The 25206-nt window shown below is 72.9% G+C and carries 20 protein-coding genes and 1 pseudogene; 6 read left to right on the forward strand and 15 right to left on the reverse strand.

Annotated features, from left to right (window positions below; all coding sequences use genetic code 11):
• Nucleotides 1–56 precede the first annotated feature (56 nt).
• Complete coding sequence (locus Q3Y56_RS17285; protein WP_304462811.1) at nucleotides 57–1889, reverse strand: NHL domain-containing thioredoxin family protein; 1833 nt, start codon at nucleotides 1887–1889, stop codon at nucleotides 57–59.
• Between the two features lie 149 nt (nucleotides 1890–2038).
• Nucleotides 2039–2857 (reverse strand): carbon-nitrogen family hydrolase, encoded by an 819-nt coding sequence (locus Q3Y56_RS17290; protein ID WP_304462812.1) that lies wholly within the window; start codon nucleotides 2855–2857, stop codon nucleotides 2039–2041.
• A gap of 146 nt (nucleotides 2858–3003) precedes the next feature.
• Here Q3Y56_RS17290 and Q3Y56_RS17295 point away from each other — a divergent pair, with 146 nt between their 5' ends.
• A complete protein-coding gene (locus tag Q3Y56_RS17295; RefSeq protein ID WP_304462813.1) occupies nucleotides 3004–3831 on the forward strand; it encodes a maleylpyruvate isomerase family mycothiol-dependent enzyme in 828 nt (275 codons plus the stop codon).
• A 139-nt stretch (nucleotides 3832–3970) separates the two neighbouring features.
• On the opposite strand, the gene Q3Y56_RS17300 is transcribed toward Q3Y56_RS17295, so the two are convergent.
• The 4 genes from Q3Y56_RS17300 to Q3Y56_RS17315 form a co-directional block, all read right to left on the reverse strand.
• The gene (locus Q3Y56_RS17300; RefSeq protein ID WP_304462814.1) at nucleotides 3971–5059 is read right to left on the reverse strand and encodes an alanine racemase; all 1089 of its coding nucleotides are present in this window, start codon (nucleotides 5057–5059) and stop codon (nucleotides 3971–3973) included.
• A 113-nt stretch (nucleotides 5060–5172) separates the two neighbouring features.
• Nucleotides 5173–6498, reverse strand: coding sequence for a nitrate/nitrite transporter (locus Q3Y56_RS17305; RefSeq protein WP_304462815.1), 1326 nt, complete (start codon nucleotides 6496–6498; stop codon nucleotides 5173–5175).
• Nucleotides 6495–7166 carry a GntR family transcriptional regulator gene (locus tag Q3Y56_RS17310; RefSeq protein ID WP_304462816.1) on the reverse strand — a complete coding sequence of 224 codons (672 nt, stop codon included), beginning with the start codon at nucleotides 7164–7166 and terminating at the stop codon, nucleotides 6495–6497. The genes Q3Y56_RS17305 and Q3Y56_RS17310 overlap by 4 nt, the downstream gene beginning before the upstream one ends.
• A 72-nt stretch (nucleotides 7167–7238) precedes the next feature.
• Nucleotides 7239–8075, reverse strand: coding sequence for a GNAT family N-acetyltransferase (locus Q3Y56_RS17315; protein WP_304462817.1), 837 nt, complete (start codon nucleotides 8073–8075; stop codon nucleotides 7239–7241).
• A 172-nt stretch (nucleotides 8076–8247) separates the two neighbouring features.
• Between Q3Y56_RS17315 and Q3Y56_RS17320 the strand changes: the two genes are divergently transcribed.
• On the forward strand, nucleotides 8248–9030 hold the full coding sequence (locus tag Q3Y56_RS17320) for a class I SAM-dependent methyltransferase (RefSeq protein WP_304462818.1): 783 nt from the start codon (nucleotides 8248–8250) through the stop codon (nucleotides 9028–9030).
• A gap of 167 nt (nucleotides 9031–9197) precedes the next feature.
• Here Q3Y56_RS17320 and Q3Y56_RS17325 read toward each other — a convergent pair whose 3' ends face one another.
• From Q3Y56_RS17325 to pdhA, 3 genes are read right to left on the reverse strand one after another with little or no spacing between them, the layout of a single operon-like run.
• Complete coding sequence (locus tag Q3Y56_RS17325) at nucleotides 9198–10649, reverse strand: dihydrolipoamide acetyltransferase family protein (protein WP_304462819.1); 1452 nt, start codon at nucleotides 10647–10649, stop codon at nucleotides 9198–9200.
• A 23-nt stretch (nucleotides 10650–10672) separates the two neighbouring features.
• Nucleotides 10673–11653 carry an alpha-ketoacid dehydrogenase subunit beta gene (locus Q3Y56_RS17330; protein WP_304462820.1) on the reverse strand — a complete coding sequence of 327 codons (981 nt, stop codon included), beginning with the start codon at nucleotides 11651–11653 and terminating at the stop codon, nucleotides 10673–10675.
• Between the two features lies 1 nt (nucleotide 11654).
• Entirely contained in the window at nucleotides 11655–12818 is a 1164-nt protein-coding gene (gene pdhA, locus Q3Y56_RS17335; RefSeq protein WP_304462821.1) for a pyruvate dehydrogenase (acetyl-transferring) E1 component subunit alpha, read from the reverse strand.
• A 324-nt stretch (nucleotides 12819–13142) separates the two neighbouring features.
• Between pdhA and Q3Y56_RS17340 the strand changes: the two genes are divergently transcribed.
• The 3 genes from Q3Y56_RS17340 to Q3Y56_RS17350 all read left to right on the forward strand — a co-directional run bounded on the left by Q3Y56_RS17340 (nucleotide 13143) and on the right by Q3Y56_RS17350 (nucleotide 15609).
• Entirely contained in the window at nucleotides 13143–13814 is a 672-nt protein-coding gene (locus Q3Y56_RS17340) for a response regulator transcription factor (RefSeq protein ID WP_304462822.1), read from the forward strand.
• Nucleotides 13815–13980: 166 nt separating this feature from the next.
• The gene (locus Q3Y56_RS17345; protein ID WP_304462823.1) at nucleotides 13981–14532 is read left to right on the forward strand and encodes a pyridoxamine 5'-phosphate oxidase family protein; all 552 of its coding nucleotides are present in this window, start codon (nucleotides 13981–13983) and stop codon (nucleotides 14530–14532) included.
• 24 nt (nucleotides 14533–14556) lie between these two features.
• The gene (locus Q3Y56_RS17350) at nucleotides 14557–15609 is read left to right on the forward strand and encodes a phosphotransferase (RefSeq protein WP_304462824.1); all 1053 of its coding nucleotides are present in this window, start codon (nucleotides 14557–14559) and stop codon (nucleotides 15607–15609) included.
• Between the two features lie 88 nt (nucleotides 15610–15697).
• Here Q3Y56_RS17350 and Q3Y56_RS17355 read toward each other — a convergent pair whose 3' ends face one another.
• Entirely contained in the window at nucleotides 15698–17359 is a 1662-nt protein-coding gene (locus Q3Y56_RS17355) for a protein kinase (protein ID WP_304462825.1), read from the reverse strand.
• Nucleotides 17360–17709: 350 nt separating this feature from the next.
• On the opposite strand from Q3Y56_RS17355, the pseudogene Q3Y56_RS17360 reads away from it, so the two are divergent.
• A pseudogene (locus Q3Y56_RS17360) lies at nucleotides 17710–19394 on the forward strand (protein kinase).
• Between the two features lie 255 nt (nucleotides 19395–19649).
• Here Q3Y56_RS17360 and Q3Y56_RS17365 read toward each other — a convergent pair.
• From Q3Y56_RS17365 to Q3Y56_RS17385, 5 genes are all read right to left on the reverse strand, one after another.
• Nucleotides 19650–20213 (reverse strand): bacterial proteasome activator family protein, encoded by a 564-nt coding sequence (locus tag Q3Y56_RS17365; RefSeq protein WP_304462826.1) that lies wholly within the window; start codon nucleotides 20211–20213, stop codon nucleotides 19650–19652.
• Between the two features lie 264 nt (nucleotides 20214–20477).
• Nucleotides 20478–20969: a hypothetical protein gene (locus tag Q3Y56_RS17370; protein ID WP_304462827.1), complete on the reverse strand. Its 492-nt coding sequence runs from the start codon at nucleotides 20967–20969 to the stop codon at nucleotides 20478–20480.
• Nucleotides 20970–21196: 227 nt separating this feature from the next.
• Nucleotides 21197–22174 (reverse strand): NAD(P)H-quinone oxidoreductase, encoded by a 978-nt coding sequence (locus Q3Y56_RS17375; RefSeq protein ID WP_304462828.1) that lies wholly within the window; start codon nucleotides 22172–22174, stop codon nucleotides 21197–21199.
• 157 nt (nucleotides 22175–22331) lie between these two features.
• Nucleotides 22332–24287, reverse strand: a complete 1956-nt coding sequence (locus Q3Y56_RS17380) for a molybdopterin molybdotransferase MoeA (RefSeq protein WP_304462829.1) — start codon at nucleotides 24285–24287, stop codon at nucleotides 22332–22334.
• Nucleotides 24284–25141 carry an NTP transferase domain-containing protein gene (locus Q3Y56_RS17385; protein WP_304462830.1) on the reverse strand — a complete coding sequence of 286 codons (858 nt, stop codon included), beginning with the start codon at nucleotides 25139–25141 and terminating at the stop codon, nucleotides 24284–24286. Before Q3Y56_RS17385 ends, Q3Y56_RS17380 begins: the two co-directional genes overlap by 4 nt.
• Nucleotides 25142–25206: the final 65 nt, after the last annotated feature.

The raw sequence follows: 25206 nt of genomic DNA on the forward strand, positions 1-25206 counted from the left end.
GGCCGTTCCCGGTCACATCAGGGACCCGAAAGGGGCTGACCGGGAACGGCCCGTCGTCATGCCGTCGCCTCGTCCATCCCGGCCAGCACCAGCGGCAGCCGGTCCGCGCCCCCCTCGGCGATCCGCACCGGAACGCCCCAGTCCTGCTGGTGCACATGGCACGCCGGGTACTCGTTTTCTGGATCGTCGTCGCAGGACGCGGCCATCGCGGAGACGTGCAGCACGCCCTCGGTGATGCCGTCGGCCAGGACCAGTTCGCGGCTGAGGTCCGTGCCCGGCCCCGCGCCGTCGGCGAGCAGTTCGGGCGGGGTGGAGCTGACCAGCAGCCGGGTGGAGGGTCCGTAGCGCGTGTCGAGTTTCTGGCCCGCGGGCGCCTGGAAGACCACGTCCAGCCGGAGCGCGCCGGGTGCGACCTCGGTGGCCGCCCGCTGCGTACGGTGGGCCACCGCCTCGACCCGGACCGCCTCCTCGGGCAGCCGCAGCCGGGTCAGCCGGTGCCGCGCGGACTCGACGACGACGATGTCGCCGTCGGCGAGCACCGCCCCGGAGGGCTCCCGCAGGTCCGTGGCCAACGTGCTGACCTCGTCGGTCGCCGGGTCGTAGCGGCGCAGCGCGTGGTTGTACGTGTCGGTGACGGCGACGGAGCCGTCGGGCAGGGCGGTGACGCCCAGCGGGTGCTGGAACAGCGCCTCGGCGGCCGGTCCGTCCCGGTGCCCGAAGTCGAACAGGCCGGTGCCGACCGCCGTGCGGACCGCGAAGCCGTCGGCGCGGTCGGGGTCGCGCTCGACCCACCGCAGCGCCGAGGTCTCGGAGTCGGCGATCCACAGCCGGTCCGCGGTGGCGGCCAGCCCGGACGGCTGCGCGAACCACGCCTCGGCCGCGGGCCCGTCGACCAGGCCCTCGTTGGTGGTGCCGGCGGCCGCCTCGACGGTCCCGGTCTCCGGGTCGTACGTCCACAGCTGGTGGACGCCCGCCATGGCGATCCACAGCCGGTCCGCGAACCACGCGACGTCCCAGGGCGAGGACAGGTCCACCTCGCGGGCGGGCCCGGACGTCGGCGAGCCCTGCCACCACTGGGAGCCCGTCCCGGCCAGGGTGGTGGTCCTCCCCGTCTCCGGGTCGAAGCGGCGCAGGGCGTGGTTGACGGTGTCGGCGACCGCCACCGTCCCGTCCGGCAGCAGTGCCAGCCCCTGCGGCTCCTGGAACCGGGCCCGGCGCGGGTCGCCGTCCGTCAGCCCGCGGTCGCCCTGCCCGATCCTGCGCAGCACTGTCTCCCCGTCGGCGGCCAGCTCCACGAGCTGGTGCCGCGTGGTGTCGGACACCAGGTAGGTGCCTGCGGGCAGGCGCAGCGCCTTGCCGGGGAAGCGCAGATCGGTGGCGACCGGCTCCGGCGGCACATACGGACCGTCGCCGCGCCGCAGGGTGCCCTTGGCGGCGTGCTCGGTCTCCAGTTCCTCCACCAGCGCGGCGATGGCGTGCGCGTGGCCCTCGCCGGCGTGCTGGGCGACGACGTACCCCTCGGGATCGATGACGACGAGGGTCGGCCAGGCCCGTACCGCGTACTGCTTCCAGGTCGCCAGCTCCGGGTCGTCCAGGACGGGGTGGTGCACCTCGTACCGCTCGACGGCGTCGACCACGGCCTGGTGCTCGGCCTCGTGCACGAACTTCGGCGAGTGCACGCCCACGATCACCACGGTGTCGCGGTGCTTCTCCTCCAGCTCCCGCAGCTCGTCCAGGACGTGCAGGCAGTTCACACAGCAGAACGTCCAGAAGTCGAGGATGACGATGCGGCCCCGCAGGTCGGCGAGGGTGAGGTCGTTGCCGCCGGTGTTGAGCCAGCCGCCCTTGCCGATCAGCTCGGGAGCGCGGACGCGTGCACGTGTTGCCATGCCGATATCAAACATCACGGGGGCGGCGGCGCATTCCCGGACGCCGCGCGTTTCCGGACCGGGGCGGTACCGGGGACGTCCTGGGCCGTACCGAGGCCGTCGTCCTGGGGCCGTGCCGGGGCCCGTCAGGTGGCCTGTCCGCGCGTGGCCTACCGGCGCGGCGTGGGCAGGCCCAGGAGTCGGTCCTTCAGGGCCGGGAACTCCTCGCGGGTCTTGGCCACCCGCGCCAGGTCCAGTTCGACGTCGAGCACCTGCTCGTCCGGCCCCGCCTCGGCGAGCACCTCGCCCCACGGGTCGACGACGATGCTGTGTCCGGCCTGCTCCACCCCGGCGTGCGTACCCGCGGTGCCGCAGGCCAGGACGTACGCCTGGTTCTCCACCGCGCGGGCGCGGGCCAGCAGGGTCCAGTGCTCGCGCCGCCGGGCGGGCCAGCCCGCCGGGATCACCAGCAGCTGCGCGCCCGCGTCCACCAGCAGCCGGAACAGCTCGGGGAAGCGCAGGTCGTAGCAGGTGGCCAGGCCGATCGTGGTGTCCGGGAGGACGGCGGTGGCGATCTCCTCGCCCGCGCCCATCATGACGGCCTCGCCCTTGTCGAAGCCGAAGCGGTGGATCTTGCGGTACGTACGGGCCAGTTCGCCGTCCGGGGAGAACAGCAGCGAGGTGTTGAACAGCGGCCCCTCCCTCTCAGCGGAGCCGCTGGCGGACGCCGCCCGCTCCACGATGGACCCCGCGTGCAGCCACACCCCGGCGTCGCGCGCGGCCGCCGACATGGCCTTCGCCGTCGGGCCGTCCAGCGGCTCGGCCTCGGTGGCGAACGACTCGTACGCGAACGCGCCCACCGGCCACAGTTCGGGCAGGACGACCAGATCGGCTCCGGCCTGTGCACGGACGAGCGCGGCCGCCCGCGCCCGGCGGTTTTCCACCGACTCGTCCGGGTCCACACCGATCTGGATCAAGGAGGCGCGCACACTACCACCGCTCTCAGCTATCGAGCCGTCAATCGGGGCCTACGATCAGTTGCGAAAGCACTGCCGGGGTACTCCCGCGCAGCGTAACTTAAACGCCAGACAGCCAGACAGCACCCAGCCCGCGTATCAACCGCCCGAGGGGTCCCGTGACCGTCCATCCCAGCCTTCAGACCTCCATCGACGCCTGGACCCACTCCATCGAGGCGATATCCGCGTTGGTCACCCCACTCGTCGAGGGCGAGTGGAACCGGGCCACCGAGTGCCCAGGCTGGTCGGTGCGCGACATCGTCTCCCATGTCATCGGCCTGGAGTGCGAGATGCTGGGCGATCCGCGTCCGATCCACTCGCTGCCGCGCGATCTGTTCCACGTCAAGGACGAGCTCTCCCGCTACATGGAGGTGCAGGTCGACGTGCGGCGCTGCCACACCGCGCCGGAGATGACGTCCGAACTGGAGTACACGATCATCCGCCGGTCCCGGCAGCTGCGGAACGAGAAGCGGCAGCCGGACACGGTGATCCGCACCGTGCTGGGCGGCCAGGAGATGCCTCTCGAACGGGCCCTGAAGCTGCGGGCGTTCGACGTGTGGGTGCACGAGCAGGATCTGCGCCGGGCCCTGGGGCAGCCCGGCAACCTGGACTCGCCGGGTGGCCACATCGCCCGGGACGTGCTGCTCGCGGGGCTGCCGTCGGTGGTCGGCGAGCGGGCGGGCGCGCCCGCGGGCTCGGCGGTCGTCGTCGACGTGAACGGGCCGCTGGAGTTCATGCGTACGGTCCGGGTGGACGCCGAGGGCAAGACGACGGTCGACGGCAGCGTCTCGCTGGGCCCGGCCGTGACGCTCGCGCTGGACTGGGAGACGTATCTGCGGCTGGCCTGCGGGCGGGTACGGCCGGAGGCCGTGGCGGAGCGGGTCAAGATCGAGGGTGATCAGGAGCTGGCGCGCGCGATCCTGGCGGACTTCGCGGTGACGCCGTAGCACGGTGACGCCGTAGCACGGTGACGCCTTAGCGGGGTGACGCCGTAGCGCGGACGCGGTGTTTCACGTGAAACACCGTCGGCGGAGCGCCCTGCCGCGTGACATCGCGGAACAGGGCGCGGACACGCCGAGCCATACGTCAGACGTTGGCGCCCCGGGCCGCCACAGCCCACCGGTCGACCACCACGCCGCCCCTGGTCACCAGGAGCTCATCGGCCAGATTCACCGCCGTACACACGTGGTTGGGCGCGACGGCCAGGAGCGAGCCGGGCCGCGGCGGCACGGTGCCGGGCTCCACCGTGACGACGGCGTGGTGCTCGGACAGCGAGGTGACAACTGCGCCGGGCAGCTCCGGAAGGAGACCGTGGCCGGGCACGTGCGACGAGGTGTCCGTACCGAGGATCTTGCTGCCCGCGTCGAGGACGAAGCGGTCGGGGGCCGGCACGCTGACCACCGTGGCGGCGGCCGCCAGGGCGACGTCCTGAACGGTGCAGCTGCCCAGCGCGACCTGGGTCGCGTCGTTGAAGACGTAGACCCCGGGCCGCAGTTCGTTGACCACACCGGCCCGCGCCGTACCCGCGGTGGGGGTGGAGCCGCCGCTGATCACGGGAGCCGCCAGACCGATGCCCTCGATGGCGCGGGCCGCGTCACCCAGCGCGCGCTCCTCGTCGCGGGCCGCGGACTCCCGGGCCTCGGGCCCGTACCCGTGGCCAGGGAAGGTGAAGACGCCCCGCACCAGCAGTCCCGCATCGGTGGCCGCCCGTGCCACGGCCGCCGCACGGTCGGGGGCCACGCCCGTGCGGTGGTGGCCGCTGTCGATCTCGATCAGGACCTGGAGCGGCCGCGCGCCATCGCGCACAGCGCGCCCCAACTGGGCCGCGCCCTCGGCCGAGTCCACCCCCACGCTCAGCGTGACCCGCTCGGCCAGGCTCCGCAGCCGCCGCGCCTTGGCATCGTCCACCCAGAGCGGGTAGGCGATGAAGAGGTCCTCGACCCCCGCGTCCGCGAAGATCTCGGCCTCGCCGAGGGTCGCGACGCTGAGCCCCGTCGCCCCCGCGCGGAGCTGCAACTCCGCCAGACGCGGGCTCTTGTGGGTCTTCGCGTGCGGCCGCAGCGCGAAGCCGTGGGCGCGGGCCCGGTCGGCCATCCTGGCGATGTTGCGCTCCAGGATGTCCGCGTCCACTACCAGCGCCGGTGTGCTCACGCCCGCGGGCGGCCGAATCGTCACGTCATCGCTCCTGGAACTCGGTCATCAGTACGGGCACATAATGGGGGATACAGGCCGCCACGTCACGATCCGTCCACATGGTGACGCCGGCCTGGCCATCCCGTACGGGGCCGTCAGACCGGCACATGCACCGCCTCCACGCGGCTGGCCACCACCCGCTCCCGCTCGCGCCGGTGCGCCCGGCCCCACAGGCGCAGGATCTGGCTCAGGCCCAGCGCCTGGAGGACGAAGACGGAGGAGAAGGCGATCCGGTAGTCGTCGCCCGTGGCGTCGAGGAGGAGGCCGACGGCCAGCAGCGTCATCATGGAGGCCGTGAAACCGCCCATGTTGACGATGCCCGAGGCGGTGCCGAGCCGCTCCGGCGGGTTCGCGGGCCGCGCGAAGTCGAAGCCGATCATGGAGGCAGGGCCGCAGGCCCCGAGCACGACGCACAGCGCGATCAGCACCAGGCGCGGGGCGTGCTCCCCCGGCCAGGCCAGGACACCGCCCCACAGCAGCGCGGTGGCGGCGACCGTGCCGAGGGCCAGCGGGGCCCGGGCGGCGTGGTGCCGGGCGATGATCTGCCCGTAGACCAGGCCGACCGCCATGTTCGACAGCACGATGAGGGTCAGCAGCTCGCTGGCCACGGCCCGGTCCAGCCCCTGCGCCTGGACCAGGAACGGCATCCCCCACAGCAGCAGGAAGACCATCGCCGGGAACTGGGTGGTGAAGTGCACCCACATCCCCAGCCGGGTGCCGGGCTCGCGCCAGGCCGCGGCGATCTGCCGCCGTACGAAGCCCTTGTCGGCGTGCGCGGCCGGCGGCGGCTCGTACCCCTCTGGGTGGTCGCGCAGGAACAGCAGCGCCAGGACCAGCACCAGCACGCCGCCGAGGGCGCTGCCCGCGAAGGTCGGGGTCCAGCCGAAGCGGTGCAGCAGCTGGGCCAGCACCAGCGTCGAGATCAGGTTGCCCGCCATGCCGAAGAGCGCGGCGGTCTGCGCGATCAGCGGACCGCGGCGGGCCGGGAACCAGCGCGCGCCCAGCCGCAGCACGCTGATGAACGTCATCGCGTCGCCGCAGCCGAGCAGGGCGCGGGAGGCGAGCGCCATGCCGTAGGAGTGGGACAGCGCGAAGCCCAACTGCCCGGTCGTGTACAGCACGATGCCCATGACGAGCACCTTGCGGGTGCCGAGCCGGTCGACCAGCAGGCCGACGGGTATCTGCATCCCGGCGTACACCAGCAGCTGGAGTATGGAGAAGGTGGACAGCGCCGAGGCGCCGACGTCGAACCGGTCCGCGGCGTCCAGCCCCGCCACGCCCAGACTCGTGCGGTACGTGATCGCCACGAAGTAGATCGAGACACCCAGGCCCCAGACGGCCATCGCACGCCGACCACCGGGCGGGTCCCCCGGCAGCGCGGGGCCGCCGCCGGTGCGGCTCGCCCCGGAGGAGACGCTCATCGCGCCTCGCCCCGCGCCAGGTTCTTCACCCAGCTGACGTGCCGGTGTACGACGGCGGCGGCCGCGTCCGCGTCACCGCCGCGCAGCGCCCGCAGGATCTCCCCGTGTTCGGCGATGTTCTTGGCGATGCGGTCCGGGTGCGCGTGCATCACGGCCACGCCCATGCGCAACTGCCGGTCGCGCAGCTGGTCGTAGAGCCGGGAGAGGATCTGGTTGCCCGCGTGCCGCACGATCTCGGCGTGGAAGCACCGGTCGCTGACCGCCACCGCCGCGAGATCCCCGGCCGCCGCCTCCCGCTCCTGCCGCTCCAGCAGCTCCTCGAGCCGGGCGAGCAACGACGGGGGCGCGGGCACGGCCTTGCGGGCGGCGTGCTCCTCCACCAGCAGGCGCGTCTCGACCACGTCGGCGATCTCCTGCGCGGACACCGGCAGGACCAGCGCGCCCTTCTTCGGATAGAGCTTGATCAGCCCTTCCACCTCAAGCCGGAGCAACGCCTCCCGCACCGGCGTCCGCGACACCCCGACGGCTTCGGCGAGATCCCCCTCGGTGAGCAGCGTCCCACCCTCGTAGCTCCGGTCGAGAACCCCCTGCTTGACGTGCGCGTAGACCCGCTCGGCGGCGGGGGGTTGCTTGGCGGGAGCGGAGGCTGGGGCGGCGGCGGAGGGCATGCGCACAGCATAGATACAACACGTATACGCGCACAGGGCCCGTCCACGATCCGGACCGGCAGGTGGGCAGGCTCAGGCCACCGGCACACCCGCGGCCGCGAGCCGCCGGATCACCTGCCGGTAGGCGGGCGCGCAGCGGTCGACGTCCGCGCGCCCCATCCACTCGACTTCCGCGATCTCGCGCCCGGGAACCGGGTCGGCGTCCTCCGGCCCGCCGGTGAAGCACCGCATCCGCAGCGGGCGGCCGTTCTGCCCGTGGGCGACGTCATGGACGGTGAACGCCTCGGTCAGCGCGTCGGCGTCCACCACGACTCCCAGTTCCTCGGCCAGTTCGCGGGCCAGCGCCTGCGGCGCGGTCTCGCCCGCCTCGTACTTCCCGCCGGGCAGATAGAAGACCTCCCTGCCCTTGGTCCGTACGTTCAGCACCCGCCCGTCCCGTACGCACAGCCAGGCCACGGATTCCAGCGGCGCGGGCCGGCACAGCGCAACAAGCTCGTGTCCGGTCTCCTCGTCCATCCGCCGCCCGCGCTCCACGAACCCCATGCGCTCGTAGAACCGGCGGGCGCGGAGGTTCCGCTCGAAGACCTCCAGCGTCATCTCGCCGTGCAAGGTGACGGCGTGCTCCACCAGATCCCGCCCGACCCCGGTCCCCTGCGCCTCCGGCGCGACGAACAGCCCACCGATCTCGGCCTCCAGCAGCCCGAGCAGCCCGACGACGGCGCCCTCCGCGGACTCGGCGACCCAGTTGTCGGCGTGCACGAGATACACCTCCCGGATCTTGCGGGCCCGGGTGCCCTCGCCCTCCCCGCCGATGAACGGGTGCGCGGCCTTCGAGGCCCGCGACCACAGATCGACCACGGCTTCCTCGTCGGCCGGCCGGTAGGGGCGAATGATCGTTTCCGAGCTCATCCGACCGACCGTAGGCAGCGCGGAGGGCCCGCGCAAACGCCTTTACAGGGCCCGTCACCTGTCCCGCCCGCCCCGGCTGCGGCGCCGGGCGCGCCCGCTTACGCTCGCCCCGAGGGGGCGCCCGCATCCGCGTAGACCACGCCGAGACAGCCGAGACACCGGAGAACCGCGCATGCCTGACATATCACCGCCAAGGCTCTCCCGGAACCGCACCGCCCTCGCCCACAAGGCCCGCTACGCGCTGCGGCACCCCCAGCGGATCCCCGCCCATCTGCGGCGGTCGGTGCGGGACGCATGGCTGCGGGCCCGCCACCGCGACCACGTCGCGTATTACCGGGCCGTCATGGCCTCGGATACGGCGCGGAGCGCCGACACGGCGGTGGGGAGCGGGTCGGCGGAGCGGTGGCTGGCGCTCGGCCGGATGCAGTTCGACTACCTCACCGAGCACGGGCTCACCCCGCGGGACCGCATGCTGGAGATCGGCTGCGGCAATCTCCGGGCGGGCTGGCGGTTCATCGACTACCTGGAGCCCGGCCACTACTACGGGATCGACATATCCCCCGACATCCTGGTCCAGGCCCACAGGACGCTCGTCCGCCGCGGTCTGCAGGACAAGCTGCCGCATCTGGCGCTCACCACCGATCTGACGCTGGACTTCCTGCCCAGCGCTCGCTTCACCGTCGTCCACGCACACAGCGTCTTCTCGCACTCCCCACTGCACGTCATCGAGGAGTGCCTGGCCCACGTCGGCCGGGTCCTGGCGCCCGGCGGGTTCTTCGACTTCACCTTCGACCGCACCGAGGGCAAGGAGCACCACGTGCTCCGCGAGGACTTCTATTACCGCACCGAGACCCTGCTGGAGCTGGCGCGCCGCCATGGGCTCGCCGCCCGCTTCATGGAGGACTGGGAGCGGCGGCCGCACGGGCAGTCCAAGATCCGGGTCACGCACGCGTGACGGCGGCCCCAAGGGCCGATGTCGGATCAGCAGGCGTCGAGCGGTAGCTCCAGCATCCCCGACTTCCTCGCCTGGGCCGCTCACCGAGACCTGCGTGACCGCCGCGCAGAGCTGAGGGGGCCGGGAGCAAGCGCTCCCGGCCCCTCACCGTGCCGTACAGGCGACAACTACGCCCAGGTGATCAGTTTCTTCGGGTTCTCCAGGACCGCCGCGACGTCCGCCAGCACCTTCGAGCCCAGTTCGCCGTCGACCAGGCGGTGGTCGAAGGACAGGGCCAGGGTCGTCACCTGGCGCGGCTTGACCTTGCCCTTGTGGACCCACGGCTGGAGCTTGACCGCGCCGAAGGCGAGGATCGCCGACTCTCCGGGGTTCAGGATCGGGGTGCCGGTGTCGACGCCGAAGACGCCGACGTTGGTGATGGTGACCGTGCCGCCGGACATCGCCGCCGGGCTGGTCTTGCCCTCGCGGGCCGTGGCGACGAGGTCGCCCAGCTCCGCCGCCAGTTCGGGGAGGGTCTTCCGCCCGGCATCCTTGATGTTCGGGACGATCAGGCCTCGCGGGGTGGCCGCCGCGATGCCCAGGTTGACGAAGTCCTTGTAGACGATCTCCTGGTTGGCCTCGTCCCAGGTCGCGTTGATGTCCGGGTTGCGCCGGATGGCGACCAGCAGGGCCTTGGCGACCAGCAGCAGCGGGTTGACCCGCAGGCCCACCATGTCCGGGTCCTGCTTGAGGTCCTGGACCAGCTTCATCGTCCGGGTCACGTCGACCGTGACGAACTCCGTCACATGGGGCGCGGTGAAGGCGCTCGCCACCATCGCCTGCGCGGTGGCCTTCCGTACGCCCTTGACCGGCACCCGGCGCTCACGGTCCGCGCCGACAGCGGCCGGAGCAGGGACGGGAGCGGCCTCGGGCTCAGGGGCCACGGCCGCCGCGGCCGGGGCCGCCGCCGCGTGCACGTCCTCGCGGGTGATGGTCCCGTCCGGGCCGGTCGGGGTCACCGTCGCCAGGTCGATGCCCAGGTCCTTGGCGAGCTTGCGCACCGGCGGCTTCGCCAGCGGGCGCACGCCGATCGGTGCGGTGGTGAAGGTGCCGGTGGGTGCGGGAGCCACGGGCGCGGGCGCAGGGGCCGGGGCTGCGCCGTGTCCGTTCAACTCACTCTGTATCGCGGCCGCCGCCCGCCGCTCCTCCGGGGCTCCCCTGCCGGGCACCGGCTTGCGCGGGCGCCGCTTCGTCGACGACGGGGCCGCGCCGTAGCCGACGAGGACCGCCTGGCGGCCCTGCGGCTCCTCGTCCGCCTCCTCCGCCGGCGTCTCGGGAGCGGCGGGCGCGGCCTCGGCGGCCGGCGCCGCCGGGCCCGCGCCCGGCTGGGTGTCCACCGAGATGATCACCGTGCCGACGTCGACCGTGGTGCCCTCGCCGAAGCGCAGCTCGTGCACCACGCCGTCGAACGGGATCGGCAGCTCGACGGCGGCCTTGGCCGTCTCGACCTCGCACACCACCTGGCCGTCGGTCACCGTGTCGCCCGGCGCCACGTACCACTTGAGGATCTCCGCCTCGGTGAGCCCCTCGCCCACGTCGGGCATCTTGAACTCGCGGAAGCGCTGATCGGTTCCAGTCATGGTCACGACTCTCCTCAAGCCCCTCAGTACGCCAGCGCGCGATCGACGGCGTCGAGTACCCGGTCCAGTCCCGGAAGGTACTCGTCCTCCAACCGGGACGGCGGGTACGGGGCGTGGAAGCCGCCAACCCGCAGCACCGGGGCCTCCAGGTGGTAGAAGCACCGCTCGGTGATCCGGGCGGCCAGCTCCGACCCCATGCCCATGAAGACCGGCGCCTCGTGCACCACCACCAGCCTGCCCGTCTTCTCCACCGACCGCTGGACGGTGTCGAAGTCGATCGGCGACATCGACCGCAGGTCGACGACCTCGACCGACTTGCCCTCCTCGGCGGCGACCGCGGCGGCGTCCATGCAGACCTTCACCATCGGCCCGTAGCCCGCGAGCGTGAGGTCGGTGCCCTCGCGGACCACCCGGGCCACGTGCAGCGGGCCGGGGATGGCGGAGGTGTCCAGCTCGGACTTGTCGTGGTAGCGGCGCTTCGGCTCGAAATAGATGACCGGGTCGTCGCTGGCGATGGCCTGCTGCATCATCCAGTAGGCATCGGAGGCGTTCGCCGGGGAGACGATCTTCAGGCCCGCGACGTGCGCGAACAGCGCCTCGGGGGACTCGCTGTGGTGCTCGACCGCGCCGATGCCGCCGCCGTAGGGGATGCGGATGACGACCGGCATCTTGACCTTGCCCAGCGAACGGGCGTGCATCTTGGCCAGCTGGGTGACGATCTGGTCGTACGCGGGGAAGACGAAGCCGTCGAACTGGATCTCCACCACCGGGCGGTAGCCGCGCAGGGCGAGGCCGATCGCGGTGCCGACGATGCCGGACTCGGCGAGCGGGGTGTCGATGACCCGGTCCTCGCCGAAGTCCTTCTGGAGGCCGTCGGTGACGCGGAAGACGCCGCCGAGCTTGCCGACGTCCTCGCCCATGATCAGGACCTTGGGGTCGTTCTCCAGCGCGGTGCGCAGGGACGCGTTGATCGCCTTGGAGAGCGACATCTTCTGGGTGGCCATGTCAGTTGCCCTCCTCGGACGCGGAATCGGTCACGAACGACGCCTGGTACGCGGCGAACTCGGCGCGCTCCTCGTCGACCAGCGCGTGGCCGTCCGCGTAGATGTGGTCGAAGAGCGACATCTTCTCGGGATCAGGCATCGCCCGCACCGCGTCGCGCACCCGCTTGGCGAGCGCGTCGCTCTCCGCCTCCAGCTCGGTGAAGAACGCCTCGTCGGCGAGGCCCTCGGCGGTGAGGTAGGTGCGCAGCCGCAGGATCGGGTCGCGCGCCTCCCACAGCTCCTGCTCCTCGGAGCTGCGGTAGCGCGTGGGGTCGTCGGAGGTGGTGTGCGCGCCCATGCGGTACGTGAACGCCTCCACCAGGGTCGGGCCCTGGCCGGTGCGGGCCCGCTCCAGCGCGTCCCGGGTGACGGCCAGGCAGGCGAGGACGTCGTTGCCGTCCACCCGCACGCCCGGGAAGCCGAAGCCCGCGGCGCGCTGGTAGAGCGGCACCCGGGTCTGCTTCTCGGTCGGCTCGGAGATGGCCCACTGGTTGTTCTGGCAGAAGAAGACGACCGGCGCGTTGTAGACGGCGGCGAAGGTGAACGCCTCGTTGACGTCGCCCTGGCTGGAGGCGCCGTCACCGAAATAGGCGATGACCGCGGAATCCGCGCCGTCCTTGGCCACGCCCATCGCGTATCCGGTGGCGTGCAGCGTCTGCGACCCGATGACGATCGTGTACAGGTGGAAATTGTTGGAGTTCGGGTCCCACCCGCCGTGGTTCACGCCGCGGAACATGCCCAGCAGATTGGTCGGGTCGACGTCGCGGCACCAGGCGACCCCGTGCTCGCGGTAGGTCGGAAAGACGTAGTCGTCGTCGCGCAGGGCCCGGCCGGAGCCGATCTGGGCGGCCTCCTGGCCCAGCAGCGAGGCCCACAGGCCCAGCTCGCCCTGGCGCTGGAGCGTCGTGGCCTCGGCGTCGAAGCGGCGGGTCAGCACCATGTCCCGGTACAGGCCGCGCAGTTCTTCGGGGGTCAGGTCGATGGAGTAGTCCGGGTGCTCGACCCGCTTGCCCTCCGGCGTCAGCAGTTGCACGAGCTGAGGCTCATCCGCCGGGCGTTGCTTAGCGCTGCTGCGCTTGGTGCTGCTGCGGCGTGGCTTGCGCGCGGCAGTGCTGTCCACGGTCACGTGTGCTCCTCCGTCTGTCCGGCCCCCGGGGTCCACCGACGGGCCAGTGCGGCTCGCCTGGCGGCGATGGCGCACGGGGTGGTGTGCGCCGAGGGCCGGCCAGGCGTGACAGGTAGTCCCGGCGGATGCCTGCAAAAAGCACGTTACCCAGTGGGTCACATCTCTGCGAAACCCTTCCTGACCTGCAATTTTGCTTGGATATCCAAGTAAATCGCGAGGGATCGGGAGCTTTCACTGGTCAGAGCCCCGCAGGCCCGCGGAACAGGCGCACGGTATCCCGCAGGGCAAGAGCAAGGGAAGACTTTGTGTGTGAGACTGGATCCCGTGCCCGAAGAAGGAAAAATCACGGTATTTCTCCTTGACGACCACGAAGTCGTCCGGCGTGGCGTGCACGATCTTCTCGCCGCGGAGCCGGGAATCGAGGTGGTCGGCGAGGCGGGGACGGCCGCGGAGGCGCTCACCCGGATTCCGGCCGTACGCCCCGATGTCGCCGTTCTCGATGTCCGCATGCCGGACGGCAGCGGCGTCGAGGTGTGCCGTGAGGTCCGGTCGCGGGACGAGGCCATCCGGTGCCTGATGCTCACGTCCTTCGCCGACGACGAGGCACTGTTCGACGCGATCATGGCGGGCGCGTCGGGTTACGTCCTCAAGGCGATCCGCGGCAGCGAGCTGCTGGCCGCGATCCGGGACGTGGCGGCGGGCCGGTCGCTGCTGGACCCGGTGGCCACGGCGCGGGTACTGGAGCGGCTCCGGGAGGGCTCGGGGCCCCGGACCGACGACCGGCTGGCGGACCTCACCGAGCAGGAGCGCCGGATCCTCGACCTCATCGGGGAGGGGCTCACCAACCGGGCGATCGGCGAGCGGCTGCACCTCGCGGAGAAGACGATCAAGAACTACGTCTCCAGCCTGCTGTCCAAACTCGGCATGCAGCGGCGCTCGCAGGCGGCGGCGTACGTGGCCCGACTCCAGGCGTCCGGACCGGGCACGCAGGACTGAGCCGGGCCGAGGGCTGAGCCGGACCCGGCGGGCAGGACTGAGCGGCGCCGGGCCGAGGGCCGAGCCGTCCGGCCCGGGCGACGCCGCGGCCGGGCGGGACCTAAGCCCCGCGCCCCCGGGCCCGCCGCCCCTATATGCGCCGTCGGCGCAAGGGCAAGGTGGAGCCATGCCCACCGACAAGCACCGCGACCCCCGCGCCCTGGACCTGCTCCGCCGTACCCGCTACGGCCGGATCTCGGTGAGCATCGGCGCACTCCCCTTCGTGACCGTGGCCCGGCACACCGTCAGCGGCGCCGACGTCCTGCTGCGCCTGCACCGCGGCCACGGCTACCACCGGGCGTGCGACGGGAATGTCGTCGCCTACGGGGTCGACACCGCGGGCAGCGAAGGCCCGGCGGGCACCGAGGGCCCCGCGGGCGGCGGCCCCGCGGGCTTGGCCGGCGGCGGCCCCGCGGGCGGCGACACCCCCTCGGGCGGCCATAGCGGCCATGGTGGCCCCTCCGGCACGCCGGCGGCCGACGAGTTCTGGTCCGTGCAGTGCGTCGGCACCGCCCGCGCCGTACACCCGGAACCCGATGAGCTCAGGCGCCTGGGGCCGGTCCCCCGGCTCGCCGACGACGCCCCGTACGACCCGGTGTATCTGCGTCTGCGACCACGGTTCGTAACCGTCCATCACATCGCAGGTATCGCCGCGTCGCAAGCTGAGCACTCTCCGTGACGCGCGTCATTTAACATCTGTCGCGTGCCGCGCTCACCTGTCCCCCTCGCCGAGACCTCCCCTCCCGACGGGACGACACTGCACACGCTGCTGCGGCGCTACGACATCCCCGGCGAGCCGCTCTCGTGCGAGCCGCTCGCCCAGGGCCTGCTCAACCGCGGCTACCGGCTCGCCACCACCCGCGGCCGCTACTTCCTCAAGCACCACCTCGACGGCGACCGGGCCGCCATCGCCCGCCAGCACCGGGTGACGCTGCGGCTGGACGCCCTCGGGCTGCCGGTCGCGCCGCCCGTCGCCGACACGGACGGCCGCACGGTCACCGTCATCGACGGCCGCTGCTGGGCGCTGCACCCGTGGATCGACGGACAGCACCGCGACGGCGGCGAACTGACGCGGATTCAGTCCGCGCGGCTGGGCGCCCTGCTGGGGCTGGTGCACACCTGCCTGGAGGAGGTCATCGACCCACGAACGCCCGCGCCCCGGGCGCCGCACGCCCCGGACGAGGCCGGCGCCGACCCCGCGCACACCTTCGCCCTCATCGACCGGCTGCTGGCACTCGCCCGCGCCCGCCGCGGCCATGACGCGTTCGACGAGCTGGCCGTGCACCGGCTGGTGGAGCGGCGGGAGTTGCTGGAACGACACGCGCACCGCCGCCCGGCGGCCGCCGCCGTCCCCGCCACCGGCTGGGTCCACGGCGACTTCCACCCCTTGAACCTGCTCTACCGGGATGCGGAACCCGCCGCGATCGTGGACTGGGACCGGCTGGGGGTGCAGCCGCGCGCGGAGGAGGCGGTACGGGCCGCCGCCATCTTCTTCGTCCGGCCCGGCGGCACGCTGGAGCTGGCCAAGGTGCGCGCCTACGCGCGCGCGTACCGCCGCACCACGGGCGCCGGACCCGCCGAACTGGCCGCCGCCGCCCACCGGGTGTGGTGGGAACGGCTCAACGACTTCTGGATGCTGCGCTGGCGCTACCAGCTGGGGGACCGGCGGGCGGACCACCAGTTCCCGGCGGCCGCGGCGCTCGCGGTGTGGTGGACGCGGGAGTACGACGCCGTCCGCGAGGCATTCGCGAACTGACCAGCGGCCGCGAGGCATTCACGAACTGACCAGCGGCCGCGAGTCGTTCGCGGGCTGACCGGCGCTCAGCCCGCGCAGAGAGCAGCCGTCAGGAGCCCTCTCCGCCGTCGCCGCCGGCCGACACCCCGCCGATGTCCGCGGGGTCGCCGGTCGGCGGCTCACCAGTCGACGGGTCGCCCGTAGGCGGCTCACCGGTCGGCGGCTCACCAGTTGACGGGTCGCCCGTAGGCGGAGTGGTCGGCGGATCGCTCGGCGAGACCGTCGAGTCGTCCGTCGGACCCGTGCTCGGGGTGGACGTCGGGTAGCTCGGCTGCTCGCTCGGCGTCCAGCCGCCCGTGCTGCCGCCCGTACCGCCCGGCTGCTCGGTCTGCGTCGGCACCTCGGTCGGCTTCTTCGTCGGCTCCTTGGTGCTGCTGCGCGTCGTGGTCTGCTTCGGCTCGTCCCTGCCGGTGCCCTTGTCCTTGCCGTCGAGGTCCAGCGCGAACGCGACGCCCGCCGCGATGGCGATCACCGCCAGCACGACCAGCAGCACGACCTTCCCACGACCGCGGCGGCCGCCCCCGCCGCGCCCGGACCCGTCGTCGTACCCGTCATAGCCGTCGTAGCCGCTGTAGCCGCCGTCGTCCCCGTAGTGGCCGGGCACGGCCGGCTGCTGCGAGGTGTCCCCGCCCTGACCGGGGTGGGGCAGGGCGGTGGTGCCGGGCAGGCCCATCGCCGCGGTGGAGCCGCCCAGGTGCTGGGGGATCGGCCCGGTGTTCCACGTACCGGTGTGGCCACCGGTCTCCTGGAGCATCTGCAGCGCGTACTGCACCAGGCCGCGCATCTCCTCCGCGCTCTGGAACCGGTCGTCCGGGTCCTTGGCGAGCGCGCGCATCACCAGTCCGTCCAGCTCCGGCGGCACCGCGCCGTCGGAGATCTCCGACGGCGGCACCGGCACGTCCTGGACGTGCTGGTAGACCACCGACAGCGGGGTCTCGCCGACGAACGGCGGGCGCAGCGCCAGCAGTTCGTACAGCAGGCAGCCGGTGGCGTACAGGTCCGAGCGGTGGTCCACGGCCTTGCCGAGGGCCTGCTCGGGGGAGAGGTACTGGGGCGTGCCCATGACCATGCCGGTCTGGGTCATGGTGGTGGACGAGGCGCCGTGCAGGGCGCGCGCGATACCGAAGTCCATGACCTTCACCGCGCCGCTGTTGGTGATGATCACGTTGGCCGGCTTGATGTCGCGGTGCACGATCCCGTGCTGGTGGCTGTAGGCCAGCGCCTCCAGCACCCCGGAGACGATGATCAGCGCCTGCTCCGGCGGCGGCGCGTCGGCGTTGATCAGCAGGTCGCGGATGGTCCGGCCCTGGACCAGCTCCATCACGATGTACGGGACGGTGTGCTGGCCGCCCGCGGCGGAGCCGCCGTGCGCGACCGTGTCCTCGCCCGAGTCGTAGACGGCCACGACGGCATGGTGGTTGAGCCCGGCGACCGACTGCGCCTCGCGCGTGAACCGGGCCTTGGAGACCGGGTCCTCGGCCAGGTCGGCGCGGAGTAGCTTCACCGCGACCGTACGGCCCAGTCGGACGTCCTCGGCGGCGAAGACCTCGGCCATGCCGCCGCGGCCGAGCCGGTGGGTCAGGCGGTAGCGGCCGTCGCCGACCAACCCGCCATTGCCCCAGATCTCTGGTGAATCAGGCATTCCGCTTCCGCCCACGGCGCTCCCAGCATCAGGTTCGGAGGGCCCTTGGGCGCTCTGGGTCTGTGCCATCGGTCCTCGCCGTCGTGATCTGTCCGCTCGCGCGGGCGTATACGGTGCTCCGGCTCTTCACGCTACAGGCTCCGCGCCGCACTCCGGTCCGGGATGGACCGGTCATCAAACCCGTTATGGGGGAAGCGACGCAAATCACGTGACGGCTTCTTGCGCATCCGGTCACGGATCGGGCACGCGGCTTGACGTGTCCGTGGCCTGCGGCAGACTTGGCGAAGATATACGGGAACAGCGAGATCAAGACACGGCGATCACCACGATCACGGTCAGCGACTCATCTGAGACGATTGCAAGACGATCAGAGCGCGGATCCATGCGTCAGGGCAGTGCGCCGAGGGGGAAGTAAAACAATGAGCCAGCACGGCGCACAAGGCCGCTTCGCGGGCCAGTCGATCGGCGGCGGCCGGTACCAGCTCCAGGATCTGCTCGGTGAGGGCGGCATGGCGTCGGTGCACCTCGCCTACGACACCGCGCTGGACCGCCAGGTCGCCATCAAGACCCTGCACACCGAGCTGGGACGCGAGCAGTCCTTCCGGGAGCGCTTCCGGCGCGAGGCGCAGGCCGTGGCCAAGCTCTCGCACACCAACATCGTCTCGGTCTTCGACACCGGCGAGGACGAGATCAACGGCTCCCTGATGCCGTACATCATCATGGAGTACGTCGAGGGCCAGCCGCTGCGCTCGGCGCTGGACGCCGACGTCCAGCAGTACGGGGCGATGCCCACCAACAAGGCCCTGAAGATCACCGGCGATGTGCTCGCGGCTCTCGAGGTCAGCCACGAGATGGGCCTGGTCCACCGCGACATCAAGCCCGGCAACGTGATGATGACCAAGCGCGGTGTGGTCAAGGTCATGGACTTCGGCATCGCGCGCGCCATGCAGTCCGGCGTCACGTCGATGACGCAGACCGGCATGGTCGTGGGCACTCCGCAGTACCTCTCGCCCGAGCAGGCGCTGGGGCGCGGCGTGGACGCGCGCAGCGACCTGTACTCGGTCGGCATCATGCTCTTCGAGCTGCTGACCGGACGGCTGCCCTTCGACGCGGACTCGCCGCTGGCCATCGCGTACGCGCACGTGCAGGAGGAGCCGGTCGCGCCCTCCACCATCAACCAGTCCATACCGCCCGCGGTGGACGCGCTGGTGGCGCGCGCGCTGAAGAAGAACCCCAACGAGCGCTTCCCCACCGCCGAGGCCATGCGCGACGAGTGCGAGCGGGTCGGCCGTACCGGCCAGACCGGCGCCTCGCCGATCATCATCACCGGCGGGCCGCCGGCGCGCAGCGGCGCGGGCGTGGGCTCGGCGGTCTTCCCGCCGCTGGACACTCCGGCTCCGGGCGTGCAGGGCGTGCAGACGCCGTACCAGCCGCAGCCGGGCCCCGGCCAGTACCAGGGCGGCTTCGGGCCGTCCACCCCGCCGTCGGGGCCCACCCACCAGCAGCCGTTCGCGGCGTCGGCACCGGCCTCGACCCCGGCCCCCCAGGCGCCCACCGTGTCGTACCCGGGCGGGCCCTCCACCCCGCCGCCGTACAACGCCGCGCCGACCCCGGCCGCTTCCGGCGGCGGAGGCAACGGGGCAGTGGCAACGGCAACAAGAAGGTGATCATCGGCTCGGCGGTGGTCGCGGCGCTGGCGGTGCTCGGCGTGGTGCTCGTCATCGCGCTCAGCGGCGGCAGCGGCAAGGACGACGAGGCGGACGACAAGCCGACGCCGACCGCGAGCACCCTCCCGTCCGGCTTCAACGACGGCTCGGACATCAAGGGCAAGGTGGTCGACCCCGAGAAGTGCACGGACGCCGACACGATGTCCACCGACACGAGCGCCTACTACCTGCCGAACTTCCAGTTCATGTCCGCCGAGTCCGTGAAGAAGTGCATCACGGACGCGGGCTGGAAGTACAAGGTCGAAGAGAAGGACGAGGCGGTCTGGGGCAAGGGCGCGGTGCTCGACTACTCCCCCAAGGGCACCTACGACGACCGGTTCACGCCGTCCACGAACAACGTGATCACGCTGACCGTCTCCACGGGCATCCCGGAGTAGGCGCGAAGGCTTCGACCGACGGTCGCTGGCCGGTGATCGCTGGTCGGCGGTCGCTGGTCGGCGGTCGCTGGTCGGCGGTCGCTGGCCGGTGATCGTTGTCCGTGCCCGCTGCCAGCCCTGACGTCCTTCGGCGGGAGCGGGCGCCGGGGCGCGCGGGCTGCCGCTCATCGCGGCCCGTCGCCATGCGCGGCTGAACCGGGGTCCGGGGACGAAGCCCCGGACCCCGTTCTGTCAGAGGTACGGGCCGGAACTCTGTCAGAGGTACGGGCCGGAACGCGCACCACCGTGGTGCGGCCCGTGCTCGTCGTCCTCACCGCCCGCGATCCCCGCGGGCAGCGCACGGCGCATCTGCTCCAGCTGCGCGCGGGCCGCCATCTGCTGGGCGAACAGGGCCGTCTGGATCCCGTGGAACAGGCCTTCAAGCCAGCCGACCAGCTGTGCCTGGGCGATCCGCAGCTCCGCCTCGGTCGGCACGGCCTCGTCGGTGAAGGGCAGCGAGAGCCGCTCCAGCTCCTCGATGAGCTCCGGCGCCAGGCCGTCCTCCAGTTCCTTGACCGAACTGGAGTGGATCTCCTTCAGCCGGACCCGGCTGGCCTCGTCGAGAGGCGCCGCCCTGACCTCCTCCAGCAGCTGCTTGATCATGCTGCCGATCCGCATGACCTTCGCGGGCTGCTCGACCATGTCCGTCACGGGAACCTCGCGGGACTCGTCGTCACTGCTGCCGTCGCCTGCACCGGCGCTGCCGAGGGCCATGCCGTCCGGGCCGACGACCAGGACGTGCGGGCTCTCCTGCGACCGTTCGTTCATCGGCTGGTTCATGTGGCCATTCTCTCGCACCTGTGGTTCGGGTCGATGATGCCCCCGCTCCCAGCTGATCCACCGCTTTTCGGCCGATGCCGACGCGCTCGGCACACCGCCGGAACGTGCGGCCGGGCGGGTGCGCGGGGCGGCCGCGGGCGATGGCGACGCTCCCCGGCGATGAGCTGCTCGAGGGCGGGACCTGCTCGAGGGCGAGCGGCCGGGCCACGTCGTCCCAGGGTGGCCGGTTTCGGCGCCCGCGCCTTGACCCGAGCGGATATGCCGTCAGCGGCGCCTGAGCCGCAGTCCGAAGTACGCGAGCCCCAGCCCCGCGAGAGCCATCCCGGTGCCGAGCGGCAGCACCCGCATCGCGCGACCGGCGGCCGGCCCGTCGGCCTGCCGCCGCCGACCGGCAGCGGGGCCGGTGGCGGGGTCGCCGGCGGCCTCGGCGGCGTGCCCGGCGGCGTACGGCGGCGGGTCCGCGGGCACCGCGGCGGCGGGCGACGTGGCGGCGGCCGACGTGGCGGCAGGAGGGGCGACGGAAGTGGCGTCCGGCGGGGCCGAGGCGCGGACACTGCCGTCCTGCCGGTCCTCGTCGGCCCTGGGCGGGAAGCCGGGAGGCGTCGAACGGCCAGGGTGGGTACGGCCTTGGCCGGGACGGTTGCCCGCGAGGTCACCAGGGTCGTCGGCCGCGGCGAGGGCGGCCGATACGGGGAGCGAGAGAACGGCGGCCAGCAGGCCGACCGCCAACCGTCGCGAACCATGCGCTGCCGCCACGCCGTCATCCTCCCGTGCCCGAAGCTCCGCCAGGTGACGGGTACAGGGTCACACGAGTGAAGGCGCACGGCATCCCGGGAACAGCTCGCCGGACGGGGACCAGGCCCCACGAAGCCGACCGGCGGGACCAGGCCGAGCACGCCGATCGGGCCGACCAAGGCGGGCAGGGAGGGCAGGGAGGCGGAGGGCAGGCGGGGCGACCAGGGAGGGCAGGCCCACCAGGCCGACTAGGCCGTCAGCAGCACCTTGCCCACATGCGTGCCCGCGTCGAGCACCCGGTGTCCCTCCGCCGCCTCGCGCAGCGGAAGCGTACGGTCCACGACCGGCCGGACCCGCCCCGTCTCGATCAGCGGCCAGACATGTTCCCGTACCGCCGCGACGATCGTCGCCTTCTCGGCCAGCGGCCGCGCACGCAGCGAGGTGGCCGTGACGGCGGCGCGCTTGGCCAGCAGCGTGCCCAGGTTCAACTCGCCCTTGACGCCGCCTTGCAGGCCGATGATCGCCAGCCTGCCGTTGACGGCGAGGGCCTGGACGTTCCGGTCGAGGTACTTCGCTCCGATGATGTCGAGGATGACGTCCGTGCCTGCGCCCGCCGTGGCCTCGCGGATCTCCTCCACGAAGTCCTGCTCGCGGTAGTTGACGAGGATGTCGGCACCGAGCTTGCGGCACTCGGCGAGCTTGTCCGCGCTGCCCGCCGTCACCGCCACCCGCGCCCCGACCGCCTTCGCCAGCTGGATGGCCAGGGTTCCGATGCCGCTGGCACCGCCGTGCACCAACAGCGTCTCACCAGGCCGAAGATGGGCCACGAGGAACACGTTCGACCACACGGTGCAGGCGACCTCGGGCAGCGCGGCGGCCGTGACGAGGTCGATGCCCGCCGGGACGGGAAGCAACTGCCCCACGGGTACGGCGACCTTCTCGGCGTAGCCGCCGCCGGCCAGCAGCGCGCACACCTCGTCGCCGACAGCCCAGCCCGTGACTCCCGGGCCGAGCGCGGCGATCCGGCCCGAGCACTCCAGTCCGGGGTACGGGGAGGCGCCGGGCGGCGGATCGTAGAAGCCCTGACGCTGCAGCAGGTCGGCACGGTTGACGGCGCTGGCCGCGACGTCGACCAGGACCTCTCCCTCACCGGGCACGGGATCGGGGACCTCCGCCCAGACGAGGGCTTCGGGGCCGCCGGGTTCGGGGATGGTGATCGCATGCATGGCCGCGAGGCTACTCCTGATGCCGTCCCGCCGGTCCTCCACCCACAGGCCCCGACCGCCGCGACGCCCGGACGGCGGTCCTCGCCGTCGGACGACGGCCACCGCGTGCTCCTGCCACCGCGTGCTCCCGCCACCGCGGCAGCGGCCCGAGGCGGCGCTACGGCATGCCAGGGGCCGCGGTGGAGGGCGCGGCCGGGGGCACCGACGCCGCCCAGGGCAGAGGGAGTACCTCGGTCCGGGCACCGCGCTCCGCCCCGCCGGGCGGGATCACGGCGAGCCCGTCGGCGACCGCGATACCGCGCAGCATCGCCGGACCGTGGAAGCGCAACGGGGTCGCCACGCCGCTGCGACAGCAGACGGGTACGAGCCGGGTGTCCCGCGGATGCCCGGGAACAGCCGCGGTGAGCCGAGCGGTCGCGGGCGGGGGCGCCGTCGCGGCGGTAACGGGCAGGCGCGCCGTCCCGGCGGTAACGGGCAGGCGCGCCGTCCCGGCGGTATCGGGCGGGGGCGCCGTCCCGGCGGTATCGGCCCCCGTCCTGAGCCCGGCCTCCTTCACGGCGTTCGGGCCCCCCGTACCGAATCCGGCCTCCGCCACCGCGTTCCCGTAACCCGCCCCCGTACCGGCCCCCGTCCCCGTCCCGGCCCCCGTCGCGGTCGCCGCCGCCGCGGCAGCGCTCTCGGTCGCAGACGCGGCCTCCGTCGGAGGAACGCCCGTCTGCGCGCGCGTGGCCGGAAGGGCAGCCGAGGGGCGGCCCGAGAGCGTACGCAGCAGCGGTTCGGCCAGCGTCAGCAGCCCGGAGACGGCCGCCAGCGGATTCCCGGGCAGCCCGACCACGTGCTTGCCCGGCGCGATCCGGGCCAGCAGCATCGGGTGCCCTGGCCGGACGGCGACGCCGTCGACCAGCAGCTCGGCGCCGAACCGCCGCAGCATCGGATGCACATGGTCGACCGGCCCGGACGCGGTTCCTCCGGTGGTGACGACGACGTCGGCGGTCGAGGCGTCAACGGCGGCGTACAACGCCCCGACCTCGTCGGGAACATGATGTGTCGCCAGGACCTCAGCGCCCAGGGCCGCCAGCCACGGCCCGAGCATCGGCCCCAGGGCATCCCTGATCAGGCCGTCCCGGGGGAGTCCCTCGGTCAGCAGCTCATCACCGAGGACCAGGACTTCCACCCGCGGGCGGGCCACCGTCACCAGCTCGTCGTAACCCGCGGCCGCGGCCAGGCCCAGGACAGCGGCGGTCACCAGCGTCCCGGCGGGCAGCAACTCGTCCCCGACGCGGCACTCCTGGCCCCGCGGCCGGATGTCCTGCCCGTGCACCACCGGGTGCCCGGCGACAGCCCGCAGCAAGGCCGCCGCACCCGCACCGGGGCCCTCGGGCGCGCTGGAACTCTCGTCCGTGAGCGTGCCGTGCTCGCTGCGCACGACGGCCGTGGCTCCCGCGGGAACGCGGGCACCGGTCGCGATACGCACCGCGTAGCCGTCGGGCAACGGGGCGGACGGGGCCTGACCAGCGAGGATGCCTCGCCCTTGATCGGGCACCCGCCATGGGCCGGGGCCGGCCACAGCCCAGCCGTCCATGGCGGAGGTGTCGAAGGAGGGCAGGTCGGTCAGAGCGGTGAGGGGAGCGGCGAGCACGTGCCCGAGCGCACCACCGAGCGGCCGTACGGCGGAGCTCAGCGGCGCCGCGGCATGGGCCGCGACGGCACGTGCCTCTGCCCAGGCGATCCCTTCCCGATGGCCTACGGCCCCACCGCCGGAGCGACCCGAACCCGCCCCCGACCCCGGACCCGAACCCGCACCCGACCCCGAACCCGCCCCCGGACCCGAACCGGCCCCGGAACCAACCCCGGGATCCGGACCGCGGTCGGAACCAGCCCCGGAACCAGCACCGGAACGCGAACCCGGCCGCTCATGCCGCTCGTCCCGCTCCTCCCACGGGTCCCAGTCGGCGCGTGCGTCGGACGGCGTACGGGAAGACGCACCGGACCGGTCGTCACCGGCAACCGCGCCGCGCCCGTGATTGGCGAGCGCCAGCGCCTGCTCGACCTCGCGGTCCACGTCCCGCTCCTGTTCCCGCGCCTGCTCCCGCTCCCGCTCCCGACCGGTCATCCCGCGGACTGTCCCGGTGTCCCGGTCTCGTCGGCCCACCGGGCGGCCAGCGCGACGGCCTTGCGGGTCGCCTCGGCCAGCTCTTCGGGGCCGCCACCCCGCTGCGCGGCGGCATAGCCGACGAGGAAGGTGGTCAGCGGCGCGGCAGGGCGGGCGACCCCGTGGGCCGCGTCCCGAGCCAGGTCGAGAAGTGCGGCCGTGTCGACGTCGAGGTCGATGCCGAGTTCCGCCTTGACTGCGGAGATCCATTCATCCAGCACGTGTCCATGCTCCCTGATGCGCGCGCGGGCCGCGCTGAGGTCCTCCCAGGTGTCGCAGTCGAACGAGGCGCTGGGGTGGTGGAGGCGGCCGATCGACAGTTCGGTGGTCAGGAGCCGCAGCGGCAGGCCGCCGAGCCGGCCGTGCTCGGTGGCGAGCAGCGCCAGCTCGCGGCGCAGGGGTTCGGCGCGGTACGCGGCCACCAGCGGCTGCTCTCGGCCCGAGGCGTCCGTGAGCAGCACGCCCTCCGTTCCGCCCTCGGCGAGCCCGGCCCGCAACGCTCCGACGGTGTCCGCCGTGAGAAACGGCAGATCCGCCGAGAGCACCAGCACGACCGGGGCGGTCACCTCGCGCAGCCCGGCGTCGAGCGCGGCCAGCGGACCACCACCGGGGGGTTCCTCACGCACCCAGTGCACGGGCCGTACGGTGGGGCGGCGCGGGCCGACGACAACGGTCCGCCGGGCGTCGGCGCACGCGCTCAGCACCCGGTCCAGCAGTGCTCGCCCACCCACGCTCAGGCCGGGCTTGTCGGCACCGTCCAGCCGCCGCGCCGCACCCCCGGCGAGGACCACCGCGTCGTATCCACCCGCGCTCATCCCACGAGTATGGCCGCATCCCGGCGCCACCCTCTCCCGGCGCCACCCCGTCCCTGCGCCACCCC

Origin of the sequence: Streptomyces sp. XD-27, from assembly GCF_030553055.1 — a bacterium.
In the GTDB taxonomy this organism is placed as follows: domain Bacteria; phylum Actinomycetota; class Actinomycetes; order Streptomycetales; family Streptomycetaceae; genus Streptomyces.